Source organism: Lysobacter sp. H23M47 (assembly GCF_015209765.1).
Taxonomy (GTDB): domain Bacteria; phylum Pseudomonadota; class Gammaproteobacteria; order Xanthomonadales; family Xanthomonadaceae; genus Novilysobacter; species Novilysobacter avium.
The window spans coordinates 1723321-1733080 of record NZ_CP063658.1 but is presented as its reverse complement, the minus strand read 5'-3'; the positions used below and the strand labels follow the sequence as shown (position 1 = coordinate 1733080).

The window sequence follows — 9760 nt, the reverse complement described above, 5'->3', positions numbered from 1 at the left end:
TATCCGACCGTCATGACCGGCGTGGACTGGCGGTGCAGGCCCGCACGTGGGCGTCAATCGACTCTGGATACGCCGCGCCGGGCCCGGGTGCATGAATCCGTCGGCTTCCACATTCGATGGCAAGGCGTTTGCCAGGACATTGAGCACTGCGCCGGGTGTGTACCGGATGATCAGCGCCGATGAGAAGGCGCTGTACGTCGGCAAGGCCAGTGCCCTGCGCAACCGCGTGTCGAGCTACTTCAACGCGACCCCGAAGTCTGCCCGGATCATGGCGATGCTCGCGCAGACGGCGCGCATGGAGGTCACCGTCACCCGCACCGAGACGGAGGCGCTGATCCTCGAGAACGAGCTGATCAAGTCGCTGAAGCCGCGTTACAACGTGCTCCTGCGCGACGACAAAAGCTACCCCTACGTGCTGCTGACCAACGAGGAGTGGCCAAGGATATCGATGCACCGCGGGCCGCGCTCGGTGGCGGGGCGGTACTTTGGCCCGTATGCCAGCGTCGGCGCCGTGCGCGACACGCTCAACCTGGTCCACAAGCTTTTCAAGCTGCGCAGCTGCGACGCCAGCGTGTTCGCCAACCGCACCCGACCGTGCCTGCAATACCAGATTGGCCGCTGCAGTGGCCCGTGCGTCGGTCTTGTCGACGCGGAGGCCTACGCGGAGAGCGTGCGCCGGGCCGTGCTGATGCTGGAAGGCCGTAGCGACGAGCTGACCGACGAGGTGGGCCGCGCCATGGAGGCCGCCAGCGCGCGCCTGGCCTTCGAGGAGGCGGCGCGACTGCGTGACCTGCTCGGATCCATACGCACACTGCAGGCGCGCCAGTACGTCGACGGGCGCGCGGCCGACCTGGACGTGCTGGCCGTCGCGATGCAGGGCAGCGCGGCGTGCGTAATGCTGCTGGCCTTCCGTGACGGCCGCAATCTGGGCACCCGCTCGTTCTTCCCGCGGACCAACGGCAGCGAGAGCGCGGAGGAAGTGCTGGCGGCATTCGTCTCCCAGTACTACGGCGAGCATCTGCCGCCGGGGGAGATCGTGCTGGACCGGGATATCCCCGATCGCGAGTTGATCGAGGCCGCGCTGTCGCACGCCGAGGATCGGCGCGTGCAGCTGCGCTGGAACGTGCGCGGCGACCGTGCCGGCTACCTGGACCTGGCACGCCGCAACGCCCAGATCACCCTGGCCAGCGAGCGCACCAGCCACGCCGCCCAGCTCGCGCGCGCCCAGGATCTGCAGACGATGCTCGGCATGGACGAACTCCCCGGGCGCATCGAATGTTTCGATATCAGCCACACCATGGGCGAGGCGACAGTGGCCTCGTGCGTGGTGTTTGACGCCGAAGGGCCGGTGCGCGGCCAGTACCGGCGCTTCAACATTGCCGGCATCGAGCCGGGCGATGACTACGCCGCCATGCACCAGGCGCTGAGCCGCAGGTTCAAGCGCGCCGTCGCCGCTCAGGGCAAGCCGGCGGGGGTGTTGCCCGACATCCTGTTGATCGACGGCGGGGCGGGGCAGGTCGCGCAGGCGCGGGCAGTGCTGGACGAGTTGGACATCCACAGCGTCGTGCTGGTGGGCGTGGCCAAGGGTCCGGCCCGGCGTCCGGGGGATGAGGACCTGCTGCTGCCCGACGGGCGCACGCTGCACCCGGGCGCCGACTCGCCGGCATTGCAGCTGGTGCAGCAGGTGCGCGACGAGGCGCACCGCTTCGCGATCACCGGTCACCGCGGCCGCCGCCAGAAAGCACGCAGTTCGAGCCGGCTGGAGGACATTCCCGGTATTGGCCCGCGCCGACGCGGTAACCTGTTGCGGCACTTCGGCGGCCTGGGTGGACTCAAGGCGGCGGGGGTGGAGGAAATTTCGCGGGTCGACGGCATCAACGCCGCTTTGGCCGAGCGTATCTACGCAAGCTTGCACGGGCTTGAAGAGGCGGGCGGCGCGCCGGATGACGGCACACGGAGCAACGGATGAAGTTGACGGTACCCACCATGCTGACCCTGCTGCGGATCGCGCTGATCCCGGTGCTGGTGGTCGTTTTCTACCTGCCGTTCAAGTGGACGAGCCTGGCGGCGGCGGCGATCTTCGCGTTTGCCTCGTTCACCGATTGGGCGGATGGCTGGATCGCGCGGCGCTACAACCAGTTCTCCGCGTTTGGCGCCTTCCTCGATCCCGTAGCCGACAAGTTGATGGTCGCGGTGGCCCTGATGCTGACGGTGCAGAAGCACCCCACCGTCTGGATGACCCTGTGGGCAGCGGTGATCATCGGGCGCGAGATCGCGGTCTCCGCGCTGCGCGAGTGGATGGCCGAGCTCGGGCAGCGGGCGAAGGTGAAGGTCGCCACGCTGGGCAAGATCAAGACGGTCGTGCAGATGCTGGCGTTGGTGTTCCTGCTCTACCAGAAGCCCCTGTTCGGTCTGCCCATTTTCACCATCGGAGAGTGGTTGCTCGCGGCCGCGGCATTGCTTACGCTCTGGTCCGGTTTTGCGTATCTGCGAGCCGCGTGGCCGTCGATGAAAGAAGATTCACGAGGCAGTTGACAGTTCTGTCTGCATGCCTACAATAGTCGGCTCAGTCAGCGGGAATAGCTCAGTTGGTAGAGCACGACCTTGCCAAGGTCGGGGTCGCGAGTTCGAGTCTCGTTTCCCGCTCCAAACATGGCACCACGGTTCGCCGGGGTGGCACCGAACAAGGCCCCGGTTTCGGGGTTTTGTTTTTTCAGGGGATTGTCCAGTGCAACTCCCGCCGCAGGGGTTATCCTTGTGGCACACGTCATCCGGCCGGGTGGCAGAGTGGTCATGCAGCGGACTGCAAATCCGCGTACGCCGGTTCGATTCCGACCTCGGCCTCCATTTGAAACCCCTGACTCGTCAGGGGTTTTTTATTGGCCGCATGAAGCGGTCGATCAGGCCTTCTTCGCGCCCAGACGCAGCGCGTTGGCCACCACCGACACCGAGCTCAGGCTCATCGCCAGCGCGGCGATCATCGGGCTCAGCAGCAGTCCGGTGAACGGGTACAGCACGCCCGCGGCGATCGGCACACCCAACGCGTTGTACAGAAACGCAAAGCCCAGGTTCTGCTTCATGTTGGCGACGGTGTCCCTGGAGATCGCCAGCGCCCGCGTGATGCCGCGCAGGTCGCCTTTCACCAGTGTCACTTGCGCGCTGGACATCGCAACGTCGGTTCCGGTGCCCATCGCGATGCCGACGTCGGCGCCGGCGAGGGCAGGGGCGTCGTTGATGCCATCACCGGCCATCGCGACCTTGCGGCCTTCGGCTTGCAGCTTCTGCACCAGTTCAATCTTGTCCTGCGGGCGGACCTCCCCGTGTACCTCGTCGATGCCGAGTGTTTCCGCGACTGCCTTGGCGGTGGTGACGCCGTCGCCAGTGGCCATCACGATCTTCAGGCCCGCCTCGTGCAGCGACTTGATGGCATCGCCGGTGGTCGCCTTGATCGGGTCGGAAACCGCCAGCAGGCCAGCCAGGACACCGTCGACCGCCAGGTACATGACGCTGGCGCCCTCACGGCGTAGCGCTTCGGCCGGTTTGGCGAGCACCGACGCATCCACGCCGACCTCGTCCATCAGCGCGGTGTTGCCAATCGCGAGGGCGGCGCCGCCGACCTTGCCGCGTACGCCGATGCCGGTGGAGGACTCGAACGCCTCCGGGGTTTCCAGCGTCATCTCGCGCCGCCGCGCCTCGGCGACGATGGCATCCGCCAAAGGATGCTCGCTACCCTGGTCGAGACTGGCGGCCAGACGCAGCACTTCGTCCCCGCTGAAGCCTTCGGCCGCCAGGGTGGAGTGGAACGCGGGGCGTCCCTCGGTGAGGGTCCCGGTCTTGTCGACAATGAGGACGTCGATCTTGCGCAGGTTCTCGATGGCTTCCGCGTCGCGGAACAGCACGCCTTCGCCGGCGGCGCGGCCCGTCGCCACCATGATCGACATCGGCGTCGCCAGCCCGAGCGCGCAGGGGCAGGCGATGATCAGCACCGAGATCGAGTTGACGATGGCAAAGGTCCACGACGGCTCGGGGCCGAAAAGTCCCCAGACAATGAAGGTGGCAACGGCCACTGCAATGACAGCCAGCACGAACCAGAACGAGACCTTGTCGGCCATGCGCTGCATCGGCGCGCGCGAGCGTTGCGCCTGCGAGACCAGCTGCACGATTTGCGAAAGGACCGTCTCCGAGCCCACTTTTTCCGCGCGGATCACCAGCGCGCCGCTTTCGTTGAGCGTGGCGCCGATGACCTTGGAACCGGGACTCTTCTCGATCGGGATGGGCTCGCCTGTGAGCATCGACTCGTCGACGTTGGAGCTGCCCTCGATCACCTCGCCATCCACCGGCACCTTCTCGCCCGGGCGGACCCGCAGGCGATCGCCGACGTGGACGTGGCTGAGCTCGACATCCTCTTCCGTGCCGTCATCGTTCAGCCGGCGCGCGGTCTTCGGGGCGAGTCCCAGCAGTGCCTTGAGCGCGGAGGAGGTCTTGGACCGGGCCCGCAGTTCGAGCATCTGGCCAAGCAGGGTCAGAGAGATGATCATCGACGCCGCTTCGAAGTAGACCCCGACCCGGCCGTGCTCATGGAACGATTCCGGGAACAGATCGGGTGCCAGCGTGGCCACGACGCTGTAGCCGAACGCCGCGCCGACGCCCATGCTGATCAGCGTCCACATGTTGGGACTGCGGTTGCGGACTGATTGCACGCCGCGCACGAAGAACGGCGCGCCCGCCCACAGCACCACCGGCAGGGTGAGTGCGAATTCGATCCAGGTGCGCGTCTCCACCGCCAGGGCCGGGAAGCGGTGGCCGAACATTGCCAACACCATTACCACCACCGACAGCGGCAGGGTCCACCAAAAGCGCCGGCTGAAATCACGCAGTTCCGGATTTTCCTCATCGTCCAGCCCAGGCATTTCCGGTTCCAGTGCCATGCCGCAGATCGGGCAGGTGCCGGGGCCTTCCTGGCGGATCTCGGGATGCATGGGACAGGTGTAGATCGCCCCTTCCACAGCCGGCGGAGCCGCGTCTGAGGCTTGCGGGTCAAGGTAGCGTGCCGGCTCCGCGACGAAGCGCTCCTGGCAGCGAGCCGAGCAGAAGTGGTGGGTCGTGCCTTCGTGCTCGGCGTGGTGGTCGGTCGTCTCAGGATCCACCTGCATGCCACAGACCGGATCGGTGACCGCGCTCCCTTCAGCGGAGTCCTTGTGGTGATGGGGGTTGTTCATGGGTCCCTCCCGGGGCGGCGATGGCGATGGCTTGGTGTGCGGTGGTGAGTGTGCGGGGCTGCTCAATCCCCGTGGCGGGAAAACTCCGACGTCGTGCCGTCGTTGGCGACCAGCTCAACGACATAGGGCTGCACGCGTCCATCGGGAAGCTCCATGCCAGGCGAGCCGGCCGGCATGCCCGGCACGACCAGGCCTTTGGCATCCGGGCGCTCGGCGAGCAGGCGTTTGATGTCGGCGGCGGGCACGTGGCCCTCGACAAAGTAGCCACCGACTTCCGCGGTGTGGCACGAGCCCTTGCCGTAGGGCACGCCCACGCGCTGCTTGATGGGATTCAACTCCTCGGTATTCACGACCTCGACCTCGAAGCCCGCCTTTTCCATGTGTTCCACCCACAGGTGGCAGCAGCCGCAGCTTGCGCTCTTGCTGACGACCATCATCGGCAGCGCCGATTCGTCGGATACCTCGGTGTGGACGGGAGTTTGCGAGGGGTTCGCCGGTGTTGCCGCAGGTATTGCGATGTCAGCCATCACAGGATCCTCGTCCGGAGCGCCGGCACACGCCGTGATGGCATGCACGGAGGCGAGGGCGAGGGTCAGGAAGACGAGTCGATTGCGTTGCATGGTTGGTACTCCGTTAGAACCAGATGCGCACGCCCGCCACCAGGCGGGTGTCGCGGTTGTTTTCGCCATCTGCGCGGCGGAAGTCAGCGGTGTTGCCAAAAACACGTTCGTGGGACACGCCCACATAGGGGGCGAAACGGCGGTTGATCTCGTAGCGCAGGCGCGCTCCGGCTTCCACCGAGCTCAATCCGGAACCGACGCCGCGCTGCGGGTCGTCCTTGCCGAATGCGGTGATCTCGACCAGCGGCTGCAGGATCAACCGGTTGGTCAGCAGCAGTTCGTACTCGGCCTCGACGTTCACCGCGGTCTGGCCCGATTCGCCGACGTACCCGGTGGCCGAGACGTCGAACTTCATCGGGGCCAGACCCTGCACGCCGAATGCCGCCCAGGTCTGCGAGTCGCCCGGCTGGAAGTCGTGCTTGATACCCGCCAGGACATCCCACCACGTGGAGACGCTGCGACCGTAGAACACCTCCAGATCCGCGGCCTCCGTATTGCCGCCGATCCGCTCGCCTTCGGTGCGCAGCCAGAGTCGATTGAGGTCGCTGCCAATCCAGGCTTCTCCCTCCCAGGCCTGGCCGGTTCCCGGGTCAGCGTCCCACGCCTCCAGCCGGCTGAAAACGACGTAGCTGTTGATCTCCGGGGCGTGTTGCATGGGGCGGTGCAGGACCGGGAATGCGGCCGTGCGATCGGCGTCGGTCACTGTGGGAATCAGCGTGATCGGCACGTTGGTGGCCGCTGGCGTGCCATGGCCCACGGCTGAGTGATCCATATCGACGTGGTTGGTCGCGTGGTGTCCCTCATGGCCGGACGGGTTCTCGGCGACAGGTGCCGGCGTCGAGGCGGCGTGGCCGTGATGGTGCTGCGCAACGGCGGTGCCATGCAGTGCCAGACCCAGCGCGAGCGCCAACGCGGCGGGAATATTTACGCGGCTCATTCCTCGACCCTCACTTCGCGCATCATCCCGGCTTCCATGTGGTACAGCAGGTGACAGTGGTAAGCCCAGCGGCCCAGTGCGTCAGCGCGGACGCGGTAGCTGCGCTTGGTGCCGGGCGGGATGTCGATTGTGTGCTTGCGCAGGTGGAAGTCGCCGTTCTCGTCCTCCAGATCGCTCCACATGCCGTGGAGGTGGATGGGGTGGCCCATCATCGTGTCGTTGACCAGCACGATGCGCAGACGCTCGCCGTAGTTGAGCCGCAGCGGTTCGACATCGGCGAATTTGAGGCCGTCAAACGACCAGGCGAATTTCTCCATGTGCCCGGTCAGGTGCAGCTCCACCTCGCGGCCGGGTTCGCGGCCGTCGGGATCCTCGAACAGGCTCTTCATGGCGGCATACGTGAGCACCGTGCGGCCGTTGTCGCGCAGGCCCATGCCCGGATCGTCCAGTTTCGGCGCCAGCGACATCGCCTGCATGTCGACCAGTGGGTTTCCGGTCTCGCTGGCAGGGTGTTGCTGCATCCCGTCGGCCGAGTGGCCCATGCCGGCCATTGCGCTCATGTCGTGGCCGGAATGGTCCATGCCAGCGTGTCCGCCATCAGCCGGGCTCGCACCTCCACTCGCGCTGCCACTGCCGTGATCCATGCTGCCGTGATCCATCCCGCCATGCCCCATGTCGTCCATGGTCAGAAGCGGGCGGGGGTCCAGCGGCGGGACCGGTGGTTGCAGGCCCTGGCGCACGGCCAGGGTGCCGCGTGCGTAACCGGTACGGCCCATGTCCTGGGCGAAGATCGCAAACGCGTCCGCGCCGGCCGGCTCGACCAGAACGTCGAACGTTTCAGCCACGGCAATACGGAACTCGTCGACCGACACCGGGTGGATGTACTGCCCGTCCGCGGCGACCACCGTCATCTTCAGGCCTGGAATACGCACGTCGAAATAGGTCATCGCCGAGCCGTTGATGAAACGCAACAGGACTTTTTCGCCCGGCTTGAACAGGCCGGTCCAGTTGCCCGACGGCGCCGTGCCATTCAACAGGAAGGTGTAGGTGTGACCGTTGATGTCGGAGATGTCGGACGGCGTCATCCGCATCTGCCCCCACATCTTCCGGTCCTGCAACGTCGCCGACAGGCCGTCCTCGCGTATGTCGCGGACAAAATCGCCGACGGTGCGCTGATAGTAGTTGTCGAAGCTGGAGTCCTTCTTCATGCGCCGGAACAGCGCGGTCGGGTCCATATCGGTCCAGTCCGAAAGCAGCACCACATGCTCGCGGTCGTAGTGGTAGGGCGCCGGAGCACGCGGCTCAACGATGATCGGACCGTACAGTCCGGCCTGCTCCTGGAACATCGAGTGGCTGTGGTACCAGTAGGTGCCGGACTGCTGTAGCTGGAACCGGTAGGTATAGGTCTCGCCGGGCGCAATGCCGTCGAAGCTCATTCCCGGAACCCCGTCCATGTTGGCTGGGAGCAGGATGCCGTGCCAATGGATCGAGGAGTGCGCGTTGCGCAGGCGGTTGGCGACGCGCACCGTGACCGTATCGCCTTCGCGCCAGCGCAGAAGCGGGGCCGGCAGCGAGCCGTTGACGGTGATCGCCGGCCGCGCGCTGCCGGTGAAGTTGACCATCGAACCGCCGATGGAAAGGTCGAAATCGGTGCCGCTGAGGGTCTGCAGCGCCGGGGTCTGGCCCGCGGCGGCAAATGCCGGCAAGCGCCAAATGCCCATGCCCGCAGCGAGGCCGCCAGCGGCCAGGCCCGTGACGAAACGTCGTCGAGAGGGCGCCGCCGGAGAGCGGCCGGAAGAATCGATAGACATGCAAACACTCCGTGGATTCGGGAAAGTCGTCGTCCGCGCAAAGGCGGAATCGCTCGACACTTGCCGCCACCGCGTCGAACACGCGCGCATGGGAGGCAAATGGAAACGGCCGCCCGTCGCGGGCGACCGGACTTAACCGATCGGAGGTCGGTATCGACCCTGCAGAACGGGCGCCGCGTGATCGGAGATCGTTTGGTGGTCGACCAGCACCTGCGGCGGGAGCATCCAGGCCTGCGCCGGCACTGTCACGGTCCACAGCATCCCTGCCGGGCAGGCCGCGTCACACGACGAGCCCTCACAGCAATCCGCAGCCGGGGAATGGCTGTCGCATGATGCGGCGGCAAGGTCAGGCACTGCCCGCTGCGCGTGACCAGCGCAGCCCTCGTGGTCATCCGTCGTGGACACCGCATCGGCCATGCCGACGTGCTGCACATGCATCTGCGTGGCAGCCACGGCGAGACCCGATCCATTGAGGACCAGCGCCAGGCAAAGCAGGACACGCAGTAGCAGGTGTGGGATTGGCATCGCTGTCTACTTTAAAGCAAAGAAATGACGCCCGCGCCGCAGCTATTCAGGCCGCACCGGCGTCAGATCCGGCGCATCCTTGGGCACCGGATTGGCCTCCAGCTCCTTGATGAGCGTCTTCATCTCGTCGATCTCGCGGACCTGCGCCTCGATGATGCCGTCGGCAAGTTCGCGCACACGCGGATCGCGGATGTGGGCGCGGCCGCTGGTGAGGATGGCGATCGAGTGATGCGGGATCATCGCGCGCATGTAGGAGACGTCGTCCACGGTCTCCTGGCTGCGGACCAGCCACAAGGCAAGCGCGAAAACGGCCACGCTGCCGACCAGAATGGCGACGTTGGTTGCGGCGCTCTCATACATCTTGAGCATGAAGAGCAGCATCACGATGGCCATGGATGCTCCCATGACGATCGCCATGTAAAGGCGGGTCTCGCTGAAGAAGATGTGGTCGGTCGCGTAGGTGTTGAGGTACATCAGGATGAACATCACCACCGTGGATGTGGCGATCATGGCGCCGAACTTGATGTATTTGGACATGGATGCTCCCTCCGGGTGTGGGCGGGTTTGGTGCCGGCGGGCGTCAACCCATGCGGCAGGTTGGAATCCCCGTATCACGGACAGTGTCTCGCCCCAACCAGTTCGCATCCC

At 65.9% G+C, this 9760-nt stretch carries 8 protein-coding genes and 2 tRNA genes; 5 read left to right on the top strand and 5 right to left on the bottom strand.

Annotated elements, in window-relative coordinates; all coding sequences use genetic code 11:
* Positions 1-91: 91 nt before the first annotated feature.
* From uvrC to INQ43_RS07775, 4 genes are all read left to right on the top strand, one after another.
* The gene (gene uvrC, locus INQ43_RS07790) at positions 92-1969 is read left to right on the top strand and encodes an excinuclease ABC subunit UvrC (protein ID WP_194036069.1); all 1878 of its coding nucleotides are present in this window, start codon (positions 92-94) and stop codon (positions 1967-1969) included.
* A complete protein-coding gene (gene pgsA / locus INQ43_RS07785) occupies positions 1966-2535 on the top strand; it encodes a CDP-diacylglycerol--glycerol-3-phosphate 3-phosphatidyltransferase (protein ID WP_193983532.1) in 570 nt (189 codons plus the stop codon). The genes uvrC and pgsA overlap by 4 nt, the downstream gene beginning before the upstream one ends.
* Before the next feature lie 38 nt (positions 2536-2573).
* A tRNA-Gly gene (locus tag INQ43_RS07780) sits at positions 2574-2649 on the top strand.
* 124 nt (positions 2650-2773) lie between these two features.
* Positions 2774-2847: transfer RNA gene (locus tag INQ43_RS07775), tRNA-Cys, on the top strand.
* Between the two features lie 53 nt (positions 2848-2900).
* On the opposite strand, the gene INQ43_RS07770 is transcribed toward INQ43_RS07775, so the two are convergent.
* The 4 genes from INQ43_RS07770 to INQ43_RS07755 all read right to left on the bottom strand — a co-directional run bounded on the left by INQ43_RS07770 (position 2901) and on the right by INQ43_RS07755 (position 8587).
* Positions 2901-5153: a heavy metal translocating P-type ATPase gene (locus INQ43_RS07770; RefSeq protein ID WP_255518495.1), complete on the bottom strand. Its 2253-nt coding sequence runs from the start codon at positions 5151-5153 to the stop codon at positions 2901-2903.
* Between the two features lie 128 nt (positions 5154-5281).
* Positions 5282-5839 carry a DUF411 domain-containing protein gene (locus INQ43_RS07765; protein ID WP_194036067.1) on the bottom strand — a complete coding sequence of 186 codons (558 nt, stop codon included), beginning with the start codon at positions 5837-5839 and terminating at the stop codon, positions 5282-5284.
* 13 nt (positions 5840-5852) lie between these two features.
* On the bottom strand, positions 5853-6776 hold the full coding sequence (locus INQ43_RS07760) for a copper resistance protein B (protein WP_194036066.1): 924 nt from the start codon (positions 6774-6776) through the stop codon (positions 5853-5855).
* Positions 6773-8587, bottom strand: a complete 1815-nt coding sequence (locus tag INQ43_RS07755) for a copper resistance system multicopper oxidase (protein WP_194036065.1) — start codon at positions 8585-8587, stop codon at positions 6773-6775. Before INQ43_RS07755 ends, INQ43_RS07760 begins: the two co-directional genes overlap by 4 nt.
* Before the next feature lie 366 nt (positions 8588-8953).
* Here INQ43_RS07755 and INQ43_RS12920 point away from each other — a divergent pair, with 366 nt between their 5' ends.
* The gene (locus tag INQ43_RS12920) at positions 8954-9094 is read left to right on the top strand and encodes a hypothetical protein (RefSeq protein WP_228062442.1); all 141 of its coding nucleotides are present in this window, start codon (positions 8954-8956) and stop codon (positions 9092-9094) included.
* Between the two features lie 60 nt (positions 9095-9154).
* Here INQ43_RS12920 and INQ43_RS07745 read toward each other — a convergent pair whose 3' ends face one another.
* The gene (locus tag INQ43_RS07745) at positions 9155-9649 is read right to left on the bottom strand and encodes a DUF305 domain-containing protein (protein WP_194036063.1); all 495 of its coding nucleotides are present in this window, start codon (positions 9647-9649) and stop codon (positions 9155-9157) included.
* Positions 9650-9760: the final 111 nt, after the last annotated feature.

Excerpts from the sequence above, each read along its gene's own strand:
- uvrC (WP_194036069.1), top strand. The coding sequence starts at position 92 with ATGAATCCGTCGGCTTCCACATTCGATGGCAAGGCGTTTGCCAGGACA.
- pgsA (WP_193983532.1), top strand. The coding sequence starts at position 1,966 with ATGAAGTTGACGGTACCCACCATGCTGACCCTGCTGCGGATCGCGCTG.
- INQ43_RS07770 (WP_255518495.1), bottom strand. The coding sequence starts at position 5,153 with ATGCAGGTGGATCCTGAGACGACCGACCACCACGCCGAGCACGAAGGC.
- INQ43_RS07765 (WP_194036067.1), bottom strand. The coding sequence starts at position 5,839 with ATGCAACGCAATCGACTCGTCTTCCTGACCCTCGCCCTCGCCTCCGTG.
- INQ43_RS07760 (WP_194036066.1), bottom strand. The coding sequence starts at position 6,776 with ATGAGCCGCGTAAATATTCCCGCCGCGTTGGCGCTCGCGCTGGGTCTG.
- INQ43_RS07755 (WP_194036065.1), bottom strand. The coding sequence starts at position 8,587 with ATGTCTATCGATTCTTCCGGCCGCTCTCCGGCGGCGCCCTCTCGACGA.
- INQ43_RS07745 (WP_194036063.1), bottom strand. The coding sequence starts at position 9,649 with ATGTCCAAATACATCAAGTTCGGCGCCATGATCGCCACATCCACGGTG.